Raw genomic sequence first — 18,643 nt, 5'->3', positions numbered from 1 at the left:
CTGAGTCACTGAGTCCTCGGGTGTCCTCGGGGCCTCATGGGTCCCCCTGGTGCTCATGAAGAGGGGGACACCGTTTCCGGTGTCCCCCTCGGGGCCGCTAGTCGCGGGTCGCGGTCAGGAATCCCGCGTGTTCCTGGAGGGAACGGACACCCACCTCGCCCCGGTGCAGGGCGTCGATGCCCTGGACCGCCGCGGCGAGCGCCTGGACCGTCGTCAGGCACGGCACGGAGCGCGCCACGGCCGCGGTGCGGATCTCGTAGCCGTCCAGGCGGCCGCCGGTGCCGTACGGGGTGTTGACGATGAGGTCGACCTCGCCGTCGTGGATGAGCTGGACGATGGTCCGCTCGCCGTTGGGCCCGCTGCCCTGGGACTGCTTGCGCACCACCGTGGCGTTGATGCCGTTGCGCTTGAGCACCTCGGCGGTGCCGGAGGTGGCGAGCAGCTCGAAGCCGTGGGCGACCAGCTCACGGGCCGGGAAGATCATCGACCGCTTGTCCCGGTTGGCGACCGAGATGAAGGCGCGCCCCTTGGTCGGCAGCGGACCGTAGGCCCCGGCCTGCGACTTGGCGTACGCGGTGCCGAAGACGGAGTCGATGCCCATGACCTCGCCGGTGGAGCGCATCTCGGGGCCGAGGACGGTGTCCACGCCGCGTCCCGAGGTGTCCCGGAAGCGGCTCCAGGGCAGCACGGCCTCCTTGACGGAGATCGGCGCGTCCAGCGGCAGAGTGCCGCCGTCGCCGTTCTTCGGCAGCAGCCCCTCGTCGCGCAGTTCGGCGATGGTCGCCCCCAGCGAGATCCGGGCGGCGGCCTTGGCCAGCGGCACCGCGGTCGCCTTGGAGGTGAAGGGGACCGTACGGGACGCGCGCGGGTTGGCCTCCAGGACGTAGAGGATGTCGCCGGACAGCGCGAACTGGATGTTGATCAGACCGCGCACCCCGACACCGCGGGCGATGGCCTCGGTGGAGGCCCGCAGCCGCTTGATGTCGTACCCGCCGAGCGTGATCGGAGGCAGCGCGCACGCCGAGTCGCCGGAGTGGATGCCGGCCTCCTCGATGTGCTCCATGACGCCGCCGAGGTACAGCTCCTCGCCGTCGTAGAGGGCGTCGACGTCGATCTCTATGGCGTCGTCGAGGAACCGGTCGACGAGCACCGGACGGGAGGGGCTGATCTCGGTCGACTCGGCGATGTACGTCTCCAGGCGCGCCTCGTCGTACACGATCTCCATGCCGCGGCCGCCCAGGACGTAGGACGGGCGGACCAGGACCGGGTAGCCGATCTCGTCGGCGATGGTCTTGGCCTGGGCGAAGGTGGTGGCGGTGCCGTGCTTGGGGGCCGGCAGGCCCGCCTCGGCCAGCACCTGGCCGAAGGCGCCCCGGTCCTCGGCCGCGTGGATCGCCTCGGGCGGGGTGCCGACGATCGGCACGCCGTTGTCCTTCAGCGCCTGCGCCAGGCCCAGCGGGGTCTGGCCGCCGAGCTGGACGACGACACCGGCGACCGGACCGGCCTGCCGCTCCGCGTGGACGATCTCCAGGACGTCCTCCAGGGTGAGCGGCTCGAAGTACAGCCGGTCGGAGGTGTCGTAGTCGGTGGAGACGGTCTCCGGGTTGCAGTTGACCATCACGGTCTCGTACCCGGCGTCGTGCAGCGCGAAGGAGGCGTGGACGCAGGAGTAGTCGAACTCGATGCCCTGGCCGATGCGGTTGGGGCCGGAGCCCAGGATGATCACCGCGGGCTTCTCGCGCGCGGCGACCTCGTTCTCCTCGTCGTAGGACGAGTAGAAGTACGGCGTCCTCGCGGCGAACTCGGCGGCGCAGGTGTCGACGGTCTTGTACACCGGGCGGATGCCGAGGGCGTGCCGCACCTCGCGGACCACGTCCTCGCGCAGGCCGCGGATCTCGCCGATCTGCTGGTCGGAGAAGCCGTGCCGCTTGGCCTCGGCGAGCAGTTCGGCGGTCAGCTCGGGCGCCTCGGCCAGTTCGTCGGCGATCTCCTTGATCAGGAACAGCTGGTCGACGAACCACGGGTCGATCTTCGTGGCGTCGAAGACCTCCTCGGGTGTGGCGCCCGCGCGGACGGCCTGCATCACCGCGTTGATCCGGCCGTCGGTCGGGCGGACCGCCTCGCGCAGCATCTCGTGCTTGTCGCCGGGGTCGCCGACGAACGTGAACCGGCTGCCCTTCTTCTCCAGCGAGCGCAGGGCCTTCTGGAGGGCCTCGGTGAAGTTGCGGCCGATGGCCATGGCCTCGCCGACCGACTTCATGGTGGTGGTCAGCGTGGAGTCGGCCTGCGGGAACTTCTCGAAGGCGAACCGGGGCGCCTTGACGACCACGTAGTCGAGGGTCGGCTCGAAGGAGGCCGGGGTCTCCTGCGTGATGTCGTTGGGGATCTCGTCGAGGGTGTAGCCGACGGCGAGCTTGGCGGCGATCTTGGCGATGGGGAAGCCGGTCGCCTTGGAGGCGAGCGCGGAGGATCGCGACACGCGCGGGTTCATCTCGATGACGATGACCCGGCCGTCCTCGGGGTTCACCGCGAACTGGATGTTGCAGCCGCCGGTGTCGACGCCGACCTCGCGGATGACGGCGATGCCGATGTCCCGCAGGATCTGGTATTCGCGGTCGGTGAGCGTCATCGCCGGGGCGACGGTGATGGAGTCGCCGGTGTGCACGCCCATCGGGTCGAAGTTCTCGATGGAGCAGACGACCACGACGTTGTCGTGCTTGTCGCGCATCAGCTCCAGCTCGTACTCCTTCCAGCCGAGGATGGACTCCTCGAGGAGCACCTCGGTGGTGGGGGAGAGCGTGAGGCCGGTGCCCGCGATGCGGCGCAGCTCGTCCTCGTCGTGGGCGAAGCCGGAGCCGGCGCCGCCCATGGTGAACGAGGGGCGGACCACGACCGGGTAGCCGCCGAGCTCGTCGACGCCGGCCAGGACCTCGTCCATGGTGTGGCAGATCACCGAGCGGGCGGACTCGCCGTGCCCGGTCTTCCGGCGGACGGCCTCCACGACCGCCTTGAACTGCTCGCGGTCCTCGCCCTTGTGGATGGCCTCGACGTTGGCGCCGATCAGCTCGACGCCGTACTTCTCCAGGACGCCGTTGTCGTGCAGCGCGATGGCGGTGTTGAGCGCGGTCTGGCCGCCCAGGGTGGGCAGCAGGGCGTCGGGGCGCTCCTTGGCGATGATCTTCTCGACGAAGTCCGGGGTGATCGGCTCGACGTAGGTGGCGTCGGCGATCTCCGGGTCGGTCATGATCGTCGCGGGGTTGGAGTTGACCAGGAGGACCCTGAGGCCCTCGGCCTTCAGGACGCGGCACGCCTGGGTGCCGGAGTAGTCGAACTCGGCGGCCTGGCCGATGACGATCGGGCCGGAGCCGATGACCAGGACGGACTGGATATCGGTGCGCTTAGGCACGCTGGCCCTCCATCAGGACTGTGCTCATCAAAGACGTGAAGCGGTCGAACAGGTAGGCGGCGTCGTGGGGTCCCGCGGCCGCTTCGGGGTGGTACTGCACGCTGAAGGCCGGCCTGTCGAGCAGTTGGAGGCCCTCCACCACGTTGTCATTGAGGCACACGTGGGAGACCTCGACGCGGCCGAAGGGGGTGTCGGAGACCCGGTCGACGGGGGCGTCGACGGCGAAGCCGTGGTTGTGCGCGGTGACCTCGACCTTGCCGGTCGTACGGTCCTGCACCGGCTGGTTGATTCCGCGGTGGCCGTACTTCAGCTTGTAGGTGCCGAAGCCGAGGGCGCGGCCGAGAATCTGGTTGCCGAAGCAGATGCCGAACAGCGGCGTGCCGCGCTCCAGGACGCCCCGCATGACGGAGACGGCGTGGTCGGCGGTCGCCGGGTCGCCGGGGCCGTTGGAGAAGAACACCCCGTCGGGCCCGACCGCGTAGACGTCCTCGACCGTGGCCGTGGCGGGCAGCACATGCACCTCGATGCCGCGTTCGGCCATGCGGTGCGGGGTCATGCCCTTGATGCCGAGGTCGACAGCGGCGACGGTGAACTTCTTGTCGCCGATCGCGGGGACGACGTACGCCTCCTCGGTGGCCACCTCTGCGGACAGGTCCGCGCCCTCCATCCGGGGGGACTCCAGGACCCGGGCCAGCAGCGTGGCGTCGTCCTGGACGGCCTCCCCGCTGAAGACGCCGACGCGCATGGCGCCACGCTCGCGCAGGTGGCGTGTGAGGGCGCGGGTGTCGATGCCGCTGATGCCGACGACGCCCTCCGCGGCGAGCTCCTCGTCCAGGGTGCGCCGGGCACGCCAGTTGGAGGGCCGGCGGGCGGGGTCGCGCACGACGTAGCCCGAGACCCAGATCCGCTTCGACTCGGGGTCCTCGTCGTTGACGCCGGTGTTGCCGACGTGCGGGGCCGTCATGACGACGACCTGGCGGTGGTACGACGGGTCGGTGAGGGTCTCCTGGTAGCCGGTCATGCCGGTGGAGAACACGGCCTCGCCGAACGTCTCCCCCACGGCCCCGTAGGCACGGCCGCGGAAGATCCGGCCGTCCTCGAGGACGAGTACGGCGGGAACCCTGGAGGTTCCCCTGGTGGAGGTGGTCATCGTTCGGCGCCTTCCGTGGTGTTCTTCTCGATCATGGAGTTCAGGGCCTCGACCCACTCGGTGTGCTCGGCCGCCCGGTCGGAGCGGAACCCGGAGTCGATCAGCCGGTCGCCGTGCTCCCAGGTCACGACGAGCAGCCCGCCCTCGGTGAGCACCTTGCCGGCGATGCCCTTGTCGAGCCGGGCCCCGCGCAGCCGCGCGGCCGGCACGAAGAAGTCGTCCGCTCCGGGGCGCACCACGTCCAGGCCCTCGTCGGTCAGGGTCAGCTCGGCCCGGCTGCGGGTGCCCAGGCCACGCGCCACGATGCGGTCCAGCCACTGTCCGGCGGTGGTGGAGCCGTGGTAGCGGCCGGTCATCGTCAGGGTCGCCGGACCGGGTTCCTCGGGCGCGTCCGGCAGCTCGGGCAGGTCGCCCTGCAGGGTGGCGCGCCACTTCCAGCCCTCGCGCATCAGCCAGTAGACGAGGGCGATGAACATGAGGAGGCCGACCAGCCAGCCGACGCGGGCGGCCCAGTCGGTGACCGCGGCCGATTTCCCTTCCGCGGCGATGTCGGTCGCGATCCCGGCCGCGAGCAGAGGTGCAGGTGTCACGTGAGCTTCCCGTCGACGAGCGTGGCCTTGCCCCGGAGCCACGTGTGGGTGACACGGCCCGGCAGCTCGCGTCCCTCGTAGGGCGTGTTCCGGCTGCGCGAGGCGAAGCCCGCGGGGTCCACCTGCCCACGGTATGCCGTGTCGACCAGCATGAGGTTGGCGGGCTCACCTGCCGAGACGGGGCGGCCGTGGCCGACGGCCCGCCCGATCCGGGCCGGAGCGAAGGACATGCGGTCCGCGACGCCCGCCCAGTCCAGCAGGCCGGTGTCGACCATGGTCTCCTGGACCACCGACAGGGCGGTCTCCAGGCCGACCATGCCCATGGCGGCCGCGGCCCACTCGCAGTCCTTGTCCTCGTGCGGGTGCGGGGCGTGATCGGTGGCGACGATGTCGATCGTGCCGTCGGCGAGTGCCTCGCGCAGGGCGCGCACGTCCCGCTCGGTGCGCAGCGGCGGGTTGACCTTGTAGACCGGGTCGTAGGTGCGCACCAGCTCGTCGGTGAGGAGCAGGTGGTGCGGGGTGACCTCGGCGGTGACCTGGATGCCGCGGGACTTGGCCCAGCGGACGATCTCGACGCTGCCCGCGGTCGACAGGTGGCAGATGTGGACACGGGAGCCGACGTGCTCGGCGAGCAGGACGTCCCGGGCGATGACCGACTCCTCGGCGACGGCAGGCCAGCCGCCGAGACCCAGCTCGGCGGAGACGACGCCCTCGTTCATCTGGGCGCCCTCGGTCAGCCGCGGCTCCTGCGCGTGCTGGGCGACGACGCCGCCGAAGGCCTTCACGTACTCCAGCGCGCGGCGCATGATCACCGCGTCGTCGACGCACTTGCCGTCGTCGGAGAAGACGGTGACCCCGGCGGCCGACTCGTGCATGGCGCCGAGTTCGGCGAGCTTCCTGCCCTCCAGGCCGACCGTGACGGCGCCGATGGGCTGCACGTCGCAGTAGCCGTGCTCCCGGCCCAGACGCCAGACCTGCTCGACGACGCCGGCGGTGTCGGCCACGGGGAAGGTGTTGGCCATGGCGAACACGGCGGTGTAGCCGCCGGATGCGGCCGCGCGGGTGCCGGTCAGGACGGTCTCGGAGTCCTCGCGGCCCGGCTCGCGCAGGTGGGTGTGCAGGTCGACCAGGCCCGGCAGCAGCACCTTGCCGTCGGCCTCGACGATCTCGGCGCCCTCGACGACCTCGGCGGACAGCCCGGTGCCGACTGCCTCGACGGCCTCGCCGTCGATCAGGACGTCCTGCGGCGCGCCGCCGAGCACCTTGGCACCACGGATAAGGATCTTGCTCATGTGTCTTACTTCTCCTCGGCGAAAGAGGTGCGCGCGGAGCGCTCGTCGGAGGGGCGGTGGTGGGAGACGGGCGGGCGGGCTTGGGGGGCGGATTCCATGCCGCCGAGCAGCAGGTACAGCACGGCCATGCGGATGGAGACGCCGTTGGCGACCTGCTCGACGGCGGTGCAGCGGTCGGAGTCGGCGACCTCGGCGGTGATCTCCATGCCGCGGACCATCGGGCCGGGGTGCATCACGATGGCGTGCTCGGGCATCCTCGCCATCCGTTCGCCGTCCAGGCCGTAGCGCCGCGCGTACTCGCGCTCGGTCGGGAAGAAGGCGGCGTTCATCCGCTCGCGCTGCACGCGGAGCATCATCACCGCGTCGGACTTGGACAGGGTGGCGTCGAGGTCGTAGGAGACCTCGCAGGGCCAGGCCTCGACGCCGACCGGCAGCAGGGTCGGCGGGGCGACCAGGGTGACGTCGGCGCCGAGGGTGTGCAGCAGGTCGACGTTGGACCGGGCCACCCGGCTGTGCAGCACGTCGCCGACGAGGGTGACGCGCCTGCCGGACAGGTCCTGGCCGAGGCCCGCGTCCCTGCCGACCAGCCGGCGGCGCAGGGTGAAGGCGTCGAGCAGGGCCTGGGTGGGGTGCTGGTGGGTGCCGTCGCCCGCGTTGATGACGGCGGCGTCGATCCAGCCGGAGTTGGCCAGCCGGTACGGGGCCCCGGAGGCGCCGTGCCGGATGACCACGGCGTCGACGCCCATGGCCTCCAGGGTCTGGGCGGTGTCCTTCAGGGACTCGCCCTTGGACACCGAGGATCCCTTGGCGGTGAAGTTGATGACGTCCGCGGACAGCCGCTTCTCCGCGGCCTCGAAGGAGATCCGGGTGCGGGTGGAGTCCTCGAAGAAGAGGTTGACGACGGTGCGGCCGCGCAGGGTCGGCAGCTTTTTGATCGGCCGGTCGGCGACTCGTGCCATCTCCTCGGCGGTGTCGAGGATCAGGACGGCGTCGTCACGGGTGAGGTCGGCGGCCGAGATGAGATGACGCTGCATCTGTCAGGCTCCGTAAGGCGGTTCATTCGGGAGAAATGGGGCAGACGGACGCGTGCGAGGGCACACGCGCGGGGCGTACGGCGATGCGTACGCGCGCGTGTTACGGGTGTTCGCCCTGGGCGGCCGGTTTGGCGCCGAGCAGCACGGTGTCGCGACCGTCCTCCTCGGCGAGCAGGACCTTGACCGTCTCCCGCAGCGACGTGGGGAGGTTCTTGCCGACGTAGTCGGCGCGGATCGGCAGTTCGCGGTGGCCGCGGTCGACGAGGACGGCGAGCTGCACCGCGCGCGGGCGCCCGATGTCGTTCAGGGCGTCGAGGGCGGCGCGGATGGTGCGGCCGGAGAAGAGGACGTCGTCGACGAGGACGACCAGGCGGCCGTCGAGGCCGTCACCGGGGATCTCGGTGCGGGCCAGCGCTCGCGGCGGCTGCATACGCAGGTCGTCGCGGTACATGGTGATGTCGAGCGAGCCGTGCGGGACCTTGCGCTCGGTGATCTGCTCGAGCTTGGCGGCGAGCCGCTCGGCGAGGAAGACGCCCCGGGTCGGAATGCCGAGGAGCACCACGTCGTCGGCACCCTTGGCGCGCTCGACGATCTCGTGGGCGATGCGGGTCAGTACCCGCGCGATGTCGGGGCCCTCGAGAACGGGCCGGGCTTCGGACGCTTGCGCGTCGGCGTGCGTGTCCATACGAAACGGACCTCCTTCTCCGCCTCACGGGACGGACCTTAAAGGACGTCGGAATTGCGCCATACACGCTACCAGGTGCCGGAGACCTCTCCACTCACCCCCTTGGCGCAACCGGCCTCGGCCACCCCGAAGCGGCGGCCCGGACCATTCGGCTTGACGCAGCAGAGTAACGCTGCGTAACCTCACAGTGAGTTACCAGCCGCGCGGTCTGGCAGCGAGGCCAGCCGCGTCGACACAGTGTCCGGGGAGCCATATGTCCAGCGAATACGCCAAACAGCTCGGGGCCAAGCTCCGGGCGATCCGCACCCAGCAGGGCCTTTCCCTCCACGGTGTCGAGGAGAAGAGCCAGGGACGCTGGAAGGCGGTCGTGGTCGGTTCGTACGAGCGCGGCGACCGTGCCGTGACCGTGCAGCGCCTCGCCGAGTTGGCGGACTTCTACGGGGTCCCCGTGCAGGAACTGCTGCCGGGCACCACCCCGGGCGGCGCCGCCGAGCCCCCGCCGAAGCTGGTCCTCGACCTGGAGCGGCTGGCCACGGTGCCGGCCGAGAAGGCGGGCCCCCTCCAGCGGTACGCGGCCACGATCCAGTCGCAGCGCGGTGACTACAACGGCAAGGTGCTCTCCATCCGCCAGGACGACCTGCGCACACTCGCCGTCATCTACGACCAGTCGCCCTCGGTCCTGACCGAACAGCTGATCAGCTGGGGCGTGCTGGACGCGGACGCGCGTCGCGCGGTGGCGTCCCACGAGGAGAGCTGACCGCTCGGCCCATTTCAGCAGAAACGTGCCGCCGGGGTGGCCGGAACCTTCTGGTTCCGGCCACCCCGGCGGCTTTTCCGCGGTCCTGAAGGGGCGGGCGCGAATCTGCCGGAGCGGGCCGCGCGGACGGTCGAGGGGCCGGGGACACGCGCGGACGCCGAGGGGCCCGCAGCAGTCGTGCTGCGGGCCCCTGCGAGTCCGTGCGGCGCCGGCCTGCGGGGCCGGCTCCTTCTACACCTGATCGCGGCGGAGGGAGGGCTTGAGCTCCTTCAGGCGGCCGAGCAGGCCGTTGACGAACGAGGGCGACTCGTCCGTGGAGAACTCCTTCGCCAGCTGCACCATCTCGTCCAGCACCACGGCGTCCGGGGTCTCGTCGGCCCAGATCAGCTCGTACGCGCCGAGCCGCAGGATGTTGCGGTCGACGACCGGCATGCGGTCCAGCGTCCAGCCGACCGCGTACTGCGCGATCAGCTCGTCGATCCGGGTCGCGTGCTCCGCGTAGCCCTCGACGAGCTGCATCGTGTACTCGCTCACCGGAGGCTGCCGGGTATCGCTCCGGGACAGCCGGATCCAGTCGGCGAGGACCGTCAGGACGTCGGCGCCGCGCTGGTCGCCCTCGAAGAGGATCTGGAAGGCACGCTTGCGGGCCGTGTTGCGAGCAGCCACGGTTAGCTGTTCACCCGGCCGAGGTAGTCGCTCGTGCGGGTGTCGACCTTGATCTTCTCACCGGTGGTGATGAAGAGCGGGACCTGGATCTGGTGACCGGTCTCCAGGGTGGCGGGCTTGGTGCCACCGGTGGAGCGGTCGCCCTGGACACCCGGCTCGGTCTCGGCGATCGTCAGCTCGACGGCGGCGGGCAGCTCGACGAAGAGCACCTCGCCCTCGTGCTGGGCGACGGTGGCCTCGAAACCCTCGATCAGGAAGTTGGCGGTGTCGCCGACGGCCTTGCGGTCGATGTGGAGCTGGTCGTAGGTCTCCATGTCCATGAAGACGAAGTAGTCGCCGTCCATGTAGGAGAACTGCATGTCACGCTTGTCGACGGTGGCCGTTTCGACCTTGACGCCGGCGTTGAACGTCTTGTCGACGGTCTTGCCGGAGAGCACGTTCTTGAGCTTGGTGCGCACGAAGGCCGGGCCCTTGCCGGGCTTGACGTGCTGGAACTCGACGACGGACCACAGCTGGCCGCCGTCGAGCTTGAGCACCATGCCGTTCTTGAGGTCGTTCGTGGAAGCCACGGTTGCGGAATCTCCTGGACTGACGTACGACCCTGGGGCAGGCGCACAGCGCGAGGCTAGAGCGCGAGGAGCTCCTTGGTCGTGATGGTGAGTAGCTCGGGTCCGCCGTCCGCCTCGGGGCGTACGACGAGCGTGTCATCGATCCGGACACCGCCCCGGCCCGGGAGGTGGACCCCGGGTTCGACAGTGACCGGCACGCAAGCGTCCAGTTTACCCATGGCCGAGGGGGCCAGCTGCGGGTCCTCGTCGATTTCGAGTCCGACACCGTGTCCGGTGAGGGGTTGAAGACTCTCGGTGAACCCGGCCGAATCCAGTACCTGGCGTGCGGCGCGGTCGACTTCGCGGTACGTGGCGCCGGGGGCCAGGGCCTCCCGTCCGGCGCGCTGGGCTGCGAAGACGAGGTCGTAGAGCTGGATCTGCCAGTCCGCGGGAGACGTGCCGATCACGAAGGTGCGGCCGATCTCGCAGCGGTAGCCGCGGTAGGCGGCGCCCATGCACACGGTCAGGAAGTCGCCCTCCTCGACCCGCCGGTCGGTGGGCCGGTGGCCGCGGCGGCCGGAGTTCGGGCCAGTGGCCACGGAGGTCGGGAACGCGGGTCCGTCGGCGCCGTGGTCGACGAGCCGCCGCTCCAGCTCCAGGGCGAGATGGCGCTCGGTGCGGCCGACCAGGATGGACTCCAGCAGCTCGCCGAGGGCCTGGTCGGCGATCTCGGCACCGATTCTCAGACAGGAGATCTCCTCCTCGTCCTTGACGACTCTGAGCTGCTCGACCGCGCAGCCCAGATCGGCCAGGCGCAGCCGGCCCGCCACCGAGCCGAGGGCACGGTGGCGGGCCACCGTGAGGTGGTGCTCCTCCACGGCGAGCGAGTCGGCGCCCTGGGCCCGCGCGTGGTCGGCGGCGGCGACGGCCGGGTCGCCGCCGGGGGGTTGGGGCAGGACCTGCACCCGCAGTGCCTCGTCGGGACGGCCCTCGTAGGGCCGGTCGTCCGGCGGGCTCTGGCACACCAGCAGGTCCTCGCGCCTTCCGAGAAGCAGGACGGCACCCTGCGGGGCGGCCCCCGCGAGATACCGCACATTGGCGGGACGAGTCACCAGCGCCGCCGCGCTGCCGCCCGCGTTGCAGCGCTCCCTCAGCCGGGTCCGGCGGGCCGCGTACACCTCTGACATGAACCGAGCGTAAGAGTCATGGCTCAATATCGCCGTTCGAGAGGTCCGAGTGGGTATGCCGGATCCCGGCCGCGGCCCGCCCAGCGCCTCCCGGATCCCGGCCTCGGCCCGCCCGGGGCCGCCGGGCACGGCCGCGTCCTACCAGTTCGGGGGGCTTGCTATGGCCCGGGACAGGACCTCGTCCAGGACGCGCGCCGTGGCCGGGACGTCGAGCTGGGAGTTGTCGATGATGGGGAGCCCGGAGCCGTACCAGCCGGCCATGCGGCCGTGGATGCGGGCGACTTCCTCATCGGTCAGCCGGCGGTTGCCGGAGCGTTCGGCGTTGCGCTCCAGGACGATGTCGAGGCCGGGCAGCAGCACGACCGGGAGCAGGCCGGGGCCGACATGGCGCTTCCAGCCGCCGAGTCCGACCACCGGGCGGTCGGGGAAGACGGCGTCGTCGAGGATGCACGAGATGCCGTTGGCGAGGAAGTTGCGGGCGGCGAAGCCGCAGGTGCGGCGGGCGAGCCGGTACTGGGCCTCGGAGTGGTCGTTCCATCCCGACTGCGGGTCGGCGAAGCCGGAGCGGACCCACTCGCGGACGTCGTCGAGGCTGATGTGTGCGGTGGGCACGCGGCGGTGGTCGGCCCAGTACTTGGCGACGCTCGTCTTGCCCGCCCCCGCCGGCCCGATCAACAGCACCGCCAGCGTGGTGGCCGACGGATCGGGCGCACTCTGAGCGGGCGGCGCACTGGGCATCCCGACGGGGCCCCCGGGCGGCAGCCGGACATGCCCGGTCCCGTCGGGCACGGGTGCCGCCCCGGGCTGCGGCACGGCGGGAGCCGGCTGTCGGGGAACCTGGGGGTGCGGCACGGATGGGGGCGGGCCCTGGGTGTGCGGGGCTTGAGGATGCGGCGCGGAAGGGGGCGGCCCCTGGGGGCGCGGGTTCTGGACATGCGGCGCCACTGGGGGCGGCCCCTGCGGGCGCGGGTTCTGGACATGCGGAGCCGACGGATGCGGACCCTGAGGATGCTGACTCTGAGAAGGCGGCGTGGTCGAGGGCGGCCCCTGCGGGCGCGGGTTCTGGACATGCGGGGCCGACGGATGCGGACCCTGAGGATGCTGACTCTGAGAAGGCGGCGTGGTCGAGGGCGGCCCCTGAACGTGCGGGTTCTGGAGATGCGGGGCCGACGGATGCGCGACCGGTGTGTGCGGCGGCGATGCGGGTGGGCCCTGGGGGTGCCGGCTCTGGGAAGGCGGGACCGGCGGCTGGTGGTTCGGGGGGCCGGGGTAGCCCGGGGGCCGTGCGGGGGGCGGGCCCTGGGGGGCGTTCGGGTGCCGCGGGTCCGGGTGTTGCGCGGCCGGCGCCCAGCCGGCGGCCGGTCCGTGCCCCGGCTGGTGGGGCGGCGGCAGCGGTGAACCCACTGCGTCCTGCATCCGGTGCGACTCCGTCTCGTACGGGGCAAATGGCGCCGACGGCGGGCCCGAGCCCACCGCCTACCGAACGGTACCGTCCCCGGCCGCCATTTGGTGAACGGCCGGGCACGGTCCGACGTGCCCGTCGCGACAGGCGGATCCGGCGCGGTGGTACTTACTGTCCGACCTCGCCGTACGCGCCGAGCAGCACGGCCGGGTCGGGGCCCTCCAGGACGGTGGGCTTGGCGAGGCCGTCCAGGACGATGAAGCGCAACAGGTCGCCGCGGGACTTCTTGTCGACCTTCATCGTCTCCAGCAGCTTGGGCCACTGGTCGTAGCGGTAGTGCAGCGGCAGGCCCACCGATTCGAGGACCGTGCGGTGGCGGTCGGCCGTGGCGTCGTCCAACCGCCCGGCCAGGCGCCCGAGTTCGGCGGCGAAGTGCATGCCGACGGCGACCGCCGCGCCGTGCCGCCACTTGTACCGCTCGTTCTTCTCGATCGCGTGGCCCAGCGTGTGGCCGTAGTTGAGGATCTCCCGCAGGCCCGACTCCTTCAGGTCGGCGGAGACGACGTCCGCCTTGACCCTGATGGACCGCTCGATGAGTTCGGCGGTGTGCGGGCCGGCCGGGGTCCGGGCGGCCTCGGGGTCGGACTCGATCAGGTCCAGGATCACCGGGTCGGCGATGAAGCCGGCCTTGATGACCTCCGCGAGCCCGGAGACGTAGTCGTTGACCGGGAGGGAGTCCAGCGCCGCCAGGTCGCACAGCACGCCCGCGGGCGGGTGGAAGGCGCCCACGAGGTTCTTGCCCTCGGCGGTGTTGATGCCGGTCTTGCCGCCGACGGCCGCGTCCACCATGGCCAGCACGGTGGTCGGGACGGCGATCCAGCGCACCCCGCGCAGCCAGGTCGCGGCCACGAATCCGGCCAGGTCGGTGGAGGCGCCGCCGCCCACGCCCACGATGACGTCGGTGCGGGTGAACCCGCACTGGCCCAGCGCCTTCCAGCAGTAGGCGGCGACCTCCGCGGTCTTGGCCTCCTCCGCGTTCGGCACCTGGATGGCGACGGCCTCGTAGCCCTGCTCGGCCAGGTCGGCACGGAGCGCGTCCCCGGTCTCGGCGAGCGCCTCGGGGTGGATCACGGCGACCCGCTTGGCCTTCTCACCGACCAGACCGGTGAGTTCGCCGAGGAGCTGACGGCCTACCAGCACGTCGTACGCCTCGGTGCCGGCCGTGCCGGCGATATGGATCCGCGTGACCGACTCGCTCATGCTTCCTTCAACTCCAGTGCGTCCAGGGCGGCTTGGGTGACCTCTTCGGGGCTGCGCCCATCGGTCGGCACGACCGCGGCGGCCACCTCCTCGTACAGGTGCCGCCGGGCCTCCATCAGCTCGCGCCACTGCTTGCGCGGGTTCACGGCGAGCAGCGGGCGGGCCACGTTCAGGCCGGTGCGCCGGACGGCCTCCTCGACGTCCATCGACAGGTACAGGACCGGCAGCGCGGAGATCAGCGCCCGCGTGTCCGGATCCAGGATCGCGCCACCGCCGAGGGCCAGTACGCCGTCGTGCTCGGCGAGCGCCCGGCGCACCGCCTCCTTCTCCGCGGCGCGGAAGAACGGCTCGCCCTCGTCGACGAAGATCTCGGCGATGCTGCGGCCCTGCTCCGCGACGATGTCGTCGTCGACGTCCCGGTAGGCGAGCCCGAGGCGGTCGGCCAGCATCCGCCCGACGGTGGACTTGCCGACGCCCATGGGCCCGACCAGGACGACGACCGGTCCGGCGCTCACCGGATCGCCAGGTTCTCGAGGTAGGACCGCACGTTCCGGCGGGTCTCCGGCACACTGTCGCCACCGAACTTCTCCGCGACGGCGTCGGCGAGGACGAGGGCCACCATGGCCTCGGCCACGATGCCGGCGGCCGGCACCGCGCACACGTCGGAGCGCTGGTGGTGGGCCTGCGCGGCCTCACCGGTGGCCACGTCCACGGTCCGCAGGGCCCGCGGCACGGTCGCGATCGGCTTCATCGCGGCGCGCACCCGCAGCAGCTCGCCCGTGGTCAGCCCGCCCTCGGTGCCGCCGGAGCGGCCCGTGGCACGCCGGATGCCCTCGTCGGTGGTGACGATCTCGTCGTGCGCCTTGGAGCCGGGCACCCGCGCCAGGTCGAAGCCGTCGCCGACCTCGACGCCCTTGATCGCCTGGATGCCCATGAGCGCGGCCGCGAGCCGGGCGTCCAGCCGCCGGTCCCAGTGCACGTGCGAGCCGAGGCCCACCGGCACGCCGTACGCCAGCACCTCCACCACGCCGCCGAGGGTGTCGCCGTCCTTGTGGGCCTGGTCGATCTCCGCGACCATCGCCTTGGAGGCGTCGGCGTCCAGGCAGCGCACCGGGTCCGCGTCCAGCTTCTCCACGTCCGCCGGGGTCGGGTACACGCCGTAGGGCGCCTTGGCCGCGGCCAGCTCGACGACATGGCTGACGATCTCGATGCCGGCCGTCTCCTTCAGGTACGACCGGGCCACGGCGCCCAGCGCCACACGGGCCGCGGTCTCACGGGCGGAGGCCCGCTCCAGCACCGGCCGGGCCTCGTCGAAGCCGTACTTCTGCATGCCCGCCAGGTCGGCGTGTCCGGGCCGGGGCCGGGTCAGCGGCGCGTTGCGCGCCACCTCGGCCAGCTCCGCCGGATCCACCGGGTCGGCGGCCATGACCTTCTCCCACTTGGGCCACTCGGTGTTGCCCACCATGATCGCCAGCGGCGAGCCCAGGGTGAGGCCGTGCCGGACGCCGCCGAGGAAGGTGACCTCGTCGCGCTCGAACTTCATCCGGGCGCCGCGCCCATAGCCCAGGCGCCGCCGTGCGAGGTGGTCCGCCACCATCTCCGTGGTGACGGGCACGCCGGCGGGAAGGCCCTCCAGCGTGGCGACAAGTGCGGGTCCGTGGGACTCCCCCGCGGTCAGCCAGCGCAACCTGCTCAACGGTGCTCCTCATGCTCGCGCCTGGAACTGCGACGACGCGACCGGGTGCGCGGCCCTGGCCCGCCACCTCCGATCCTCCCACGTCCGGGTACCTGTCCCGGTCGCCGGTCCAGCAGTCGGACTCCGGGCGGACACACGCCACCCCCGGTGCCCCCCGTCGGTCCACCGCGAACGCACGGCGGTCCGGCTTCCCGGATCGGGACGGACAAGCCCTGGTCAGCGGGCCGCGAGGGCCTTCTCGCCCGCTTCGCGCATGGCGTGCAGGGGGGCCGGGGCGCGGCCCGTCATCTGCTCGACCTGGAGGACCGCCTGGTGCACCAGCAGGTCGAGACCGCTGACGACGGCGCCACCGGCCATGGACCAGCGGGCCGCCAGCGGCGTGGGCCAGGGGTCGTAGAGGACGTCGAAGAGGGTGGCGGGACGCTCGGGTACGGAGCCGGCGAGCGCGTCCGTCGTCCCGGCCGGGGTGGTGGCGATCACCAGCGGCGCGGTCAGGGCCTGTTCGGCGTCCGCCCAGTCCGCCGTGCGGACCTCGACGTCCAGCCGCTCGCCCCACTGCCGCATCTCGGCCGCGCGGGCCTCGCTGCGGACGTAGGCGACGACCTCGCCGGTGCAGACGCGGGCGAGCGCGGCCAGCGCGGAGGAGGCGGTGGCGCCGGCGCCGAGGATCGCCGCCGAGCCGACCTGCTCGATGCCGTGCTCGCGCAGGGCGGCGACCATGCCCGGCACGTCGGTGTTGTCCCCGACCCGGCGGCCGTCCTCGGTGAACACGACCGTGTTGACCGCCTCGACGGAGGCGGCGGTGTCGCTGATCCCGTCGAGCAGCGGGATGACCGCCCGCTTCAGCGGCATGGTCAGCGACAGCCCGGCCCACTCGGGTCCCAGACCCTCGAAGAACGAGGGCAGACCCGCTTCGTCGATCTCGAACCGTTCGTACGACCAGTTCGCGAGCCCCAGCTCCGCGTACGCCGCCCGGTGCAGCACCGGGGAGAGCGAGTGGGCGATCGGCGAACCGAGCACAGCCGCCCGACGGGCGTCAGTTGCCCTTGGTGGCATCGAACTTGTCCTTGAGCTTGAGGAATTCGGCGTACGTCTTGGCGAACTCGGTCTTGTGCGCACCGTCGGTCGCCACGAAATAGATCCAGCCGTCGTCGGTCGGATTCAATGCCGCGCTCAGCGCCTCGTCGCCGGGGTTTCCGATCGGTCCGGGCGGCAGGCCCGTGCGGGTGTACGTGTTGTAAAGGTCGTGGTTGCTGTTGATCTCCTTCTCGCTGATGTGGATGTTGCTCTGGCCCTTCAGGTAATTGAAGGTCGAGTCGAACTGCAGCAACCGGTTGGTCTCGGTGTTGGTCGGCTTCAGACGGTTGTAGATCACTTCCGACATCTTGCGGAAGTCGTCGTGCGTCTTGCCCTCGGCCTGGACCAGGCTCGCCACGGTGAGCAGTTGCCAGGGCCCTTCGAGGTCCAGGCCCTTGGCCTTCTTCTCCAGACCGAGCTCGTTGTACTTCCCGTTGGCCCGCGTCACCATCTCCTTCAGGACGGCCTCGGGCTTCTGCCCCTTGGCGACGGCGTAGCTGGAGGGGTAGAGGAACCCTTCCAGCGGGTCCTTCAGGTTGGGGCGGTCCAGCGCCCAGGAGGGCAGACCGAGCTTCTTGTACTCCTTCTTCGCGACGCCGGCCGTGGTGCCCTCCGGCAGTTCCAGGCGCTTGTCGATCAGCGTGTAGACCGCCGCGTTGCGCAGGCCCTCCGCGAGGACCAGGTTGCTGCGGCTCTTCGGGCTGAGCATCAGTTCGACCGCGCTGGCGGCCGACATCTGCTTGCGCAGGGTGTAGATGCCGTCCTGGATCGTCCTGCCATTGGGGTTCTGCGCCTGCGCCGCCACGAAGGCGTCGACGCTCTTGACCACGCCCGCCGTCTTCAGCACCCGGCCGATGTCGTAGCCGCCCGCGCCCTTGGGGATCTCGACGGTGACCGTCTCGTTGACCCCGTCGCCGGCGTAGTCCGGCGCGGCGCCGAAACGATTTTGGTAGAACTGGTAGCCGTAGTAGGCGACTCCTGCCGTGCCTCCGCCGAACACCAGGACGACGACCATGCAGGCACAGCCGCTGCGACGTTTCTTTGACTTGCCCTTGCCTTTGCCTCCGCGGCCCTTGCGGTCGCCGCGCCCCCGGCCTTCCTTCGGATCGTCGCTGTCGGCGTCGGCGTCCTCCTCGTCGTCGCCACCGCCGCCCGCGAAGAACGCGTGATCGTCCTGCTCGGGTTCGGGATCCGGGTCCCAGTCCGGCCGCGGCTCCGGCTCGGCGCGCCGGCGGCTCGGCGGCTCCGGCGGCGGGTAGGCCTCGGGAGTGCCGTAGAGATCCGGCTGCTCAGCGCCGTAGGCCGCGGCCTGCTGGCCGTACGGGTCTGCCGGGTCGGCGGGGTAGGCGGGCTGCTGCTGTCCGCCGGCGCCGTCCCAGCCGCCCTGGTCGTGGCCCTGCTGCTGAAGGTGCCCCGCGTACTGCTGGTCGTACTGCTGCTGGCCCTGCTGACCTTGCTGACCGTACTGCTGCTGACCCTGCTGACCGTACTGCTGCTGACCCTGCGGGTCGTAGTGCTGCTGGCCCTGCTGGTGACCCTGATCACCGTAGGGCTGCTGCTGGTACTGGCCGCCGTAGCCGCCCTGCTGACCCTGGCCCCAGTCTCCGTACTGCGCCTGCTGCCCCTGCTGCGACTGCTGCGGGTGGTGCTGCGGCCCACCGCCGTAGGGGGACTGCGGGCCCGCCTGGGCCTGCTGTCCTCCCCATCCGCCGTCCCCGTACAACGGGTCCTCCGGATGCCACGGTTCGGGACCTGGGTCCCGGCCATACTCAGTCATCGATCCCCTAGAGCCGCGAGGCGGCGGTCACACGGCCGTGTGCCCCGGCTTCCGTTCCGCCTCTTTCTGTGCGTCGTCTGTTCGAACACAGGCGCATCGCGCGGAACGTTACCGTA

The 18,643-nt window shown here is 71.4% G+C and carries 16 protein-coding genes; 1 reads left to right on the top strand and 15 read right to left on the bottom strand.

The genetic code is table 11. The features are described 5' to 3' along the window. Positions 1–97: 97 nt before the first annotated feature. The 6 genes from carB to pyrR all read right to left on the bottom strand — a co-directional run bounded on the left by carB (position 98) and on the right by pyrR (position 8,157). Positions 98–3,406: a carbamoyl-phosphate synthase large subunit gene (carB, locus tag CG719_RS08450; protein ID WP_100567886.1), complete on the bottom strand. Its 3,309-nt coding sequence runs from the start codon at positions 3,404–3,406 to the stop codon at positions 98–100. Beyond that, complete coding sequence (gene carA / locus CG719_RS08445) at positions 3,399–4,556, bottom strand: glutamine-hydrolyzing carbamoyl-phosphate synthase small subunit (protein ID WP_100567885.1); 1,158 nt, start codon at positions 4,554–4,556, stop codon at positions 3,399–3,401. Before carA ends, carB begins: the two co-directional genes overlap by 8 nt. Continuing rightward, positions 4,553–5,146 carry a PH-like domain-containing protein gene (locus CG719_RS08440; protein ID WP_100567884.1) on the bottom strand — a complete coding sequence of 198 codons (594 nt, stop codon included), beginning with the start codon at positions 5,144–5,146 and terminating at the stop codon, positions 4,553–4,555. Before CG719_RS08440 ends, carA begins: the two co-directional genes overlap by 4 nt. After that, positions 5,143–6,438: a dihydroorotase gene (locus tag CG719_RS08435; protein WP_100567883.1), complete on the bottom strand. Its 1,296-nt coding sequence runs from the start codon at positions 6,436–6,438 to the stop codon at positions 5,143–5,145. The genes CG719_RS08440 and CG719_RS08435 overlap by 4 nt, the downstream gene beginning before the upstream one ends. Positions 6,439–6,443: 5 nt before the next feature. Beyond that, positions 6,444–7,472, bottom strand: a complete 1,029-nt coding sequence (locus CG719_RS08430) for an aspartate carbamoyltransferase catalytic subunit (protein ID WP_100567882.1) — start codon at positions 7,470–7,472, stop codon at positions 6,444–6,446. 100 nt (positions 7,473–7,572) lie between these two features. Continuing rightward, positions 7,573–8,157, bottom strand: a complete 585-nt coding sequence (gene pyrR, locus CG719_RS08425; protein ID WP_100567881.1) for a bifunctional pyr operon transcriptional regulator/uracil phosphoribosyltransferase PyrR — start codon at positions 8,155–8,157, stop codon at positions 7,573–7,575. Between the two features lie 253 nt (positions 8,158–8,410). On the opposite strand from pyrR, the gene bldD reads away from it, so the two are divergent. Next, positions 8,411–8,914, top strand: coding sequence for a transcriptional regulator BldD (gene bldD / locus CG719_RS08420; RefSeq protein ID WP_004990661.1), 504 nt, complete (start codon positions 8,411–8,413; stop codon positions 8,912–8,914). Between the two features lie 231 nt (positions 8,915–9,145). Here bldD and nusB read toward each other — a convergent pair whose 3' ends face one another. The 9 genes from nusB to mltG form a co-directional block, all read right to left on the bottom strand. Then, the gene (gene nusB, locus CG719_RS08415; protein ID WP_100567880.1) at positions 9,146–9,580 is read right to left on the bottom strand and encodes a transcription antitermination factor NusB; all 435 of its coding nucleotides are present in this window, start codon (positions 9,578–9,580) and stop codon (positions 9,146–9,148) included. Positions 9,581–9,582: 2 nt separating this feature from the next. Next, complete coding sequence (gene efp / locus CG719_RS08410; RefSeq protein ID WP_100567879.1) at positions 9,583–10,149, bottom strand: elongation factor P; 567 nt, start codon at positions 10,147–10,149, stop codon at positions 9,583–9,585. 56 nt (positions 10,150–10,205) lie between these two features. Next, a complete protein-coding gene (locus CG719_RS08405; protein ID WP_100567878.1) occupies positions 10,206–11,315 on the bottom strand; it encodes an aminopeptidase P family protein in 1,110 nt (369 codons plus the stop codon). A gap of 138 nt (positions 11,316–11,453) precedes the next feature. After that, the gene (locus CG719_RS08400; RefSeq protein ID WP_234375492.1) at positions 11,454–12,260 is read right to left on the bottom strand and encodes an AAA family ATPase; all 807 of its coding nucleotides are present in this window, start codon (positions 12,258–12,260) and stop codon (positions 11,454–11,456) included. Between the two features lie 625 nt (positions 12,261–12,885). Then, on the bottom strand, positions 12,886–13,977 hold the full coding sequence (gene aroB, locus CG719_RS08395; protein ID WP_100567877.1) for a 3-dehydroquinate synthase: 1,092 nt from the start codon (positions 13,975–13,977) through the stop codon (positions 12,886–12,888). After that, on the bottom strand, positions 13,974–14,492 hold the full coding sequence (locus CG719_RS08390; RefSeq protein ID WP_100567876.1) for a shikimate kinase: 519 nt from the start codon (positions 14,490–14,492) through the stop codon (positions 13,974–13,976). Before CG719_RS08390 ends, aroB begins: the two co-directional genes overlap by 4 nt. Continuing rightward, positions 14,489–15,673, bottom strand: coding sequence for a chorismate synthase (aroC, locus tag CG719_RS08385; protein ID WP_100567875.1), 1,185 nt, complete (start codon positions 15,671–15,673; stop codon positions 14,489–14,491). The genes CG719_RS08390 and aroC overlap by 4 nt, the downstream gene beginning before the upstream one ends. A 216-nt stretch (positions 15,674–15,889) precedes the next feature. Beyond that, positions 15,890–16,729: a shikimate dehydrogenase gene (locus tag CG719_RS08380; RefSeq protein WP_100567874.1), complete on the bottom strand. Its 840-nt coding sequence runs from the start codon at positions 16,727–16,729 to the stop codon at positions 15,890–15,892. Next, positions 16,710–18,527: an endolytic transglycosylase MltG gene (mltG, locus tag CG719_RS08375; RefSeq protein WP_100567873.1), complete on the bottom strand. Its 1,818-nt coding sequence runs from the start codon at positions 18,525–18,527 to the stop codon at positions 16,710–16,712. The genes CG719_RS08380 and mltG overlap by 20 nt, the downstream gene beginning before the upstream one ends. Positions 18,528–18,643: the final 116 nt, after the last annotated feature.

Source organism: Streptomyces sp. CB01373 (assembly GCF_002803075.1).
Lineage (GTDB): Bacteria > Actinomycetota > Actinomycetes > Streptomycetales > Streptomycetaceae > Streptomyces.
The sequence above is the reverse complement of the archived record's forward strand: the minus strand, read 5'-3'. Positions and strand labels throughout refer to the sequence as shown.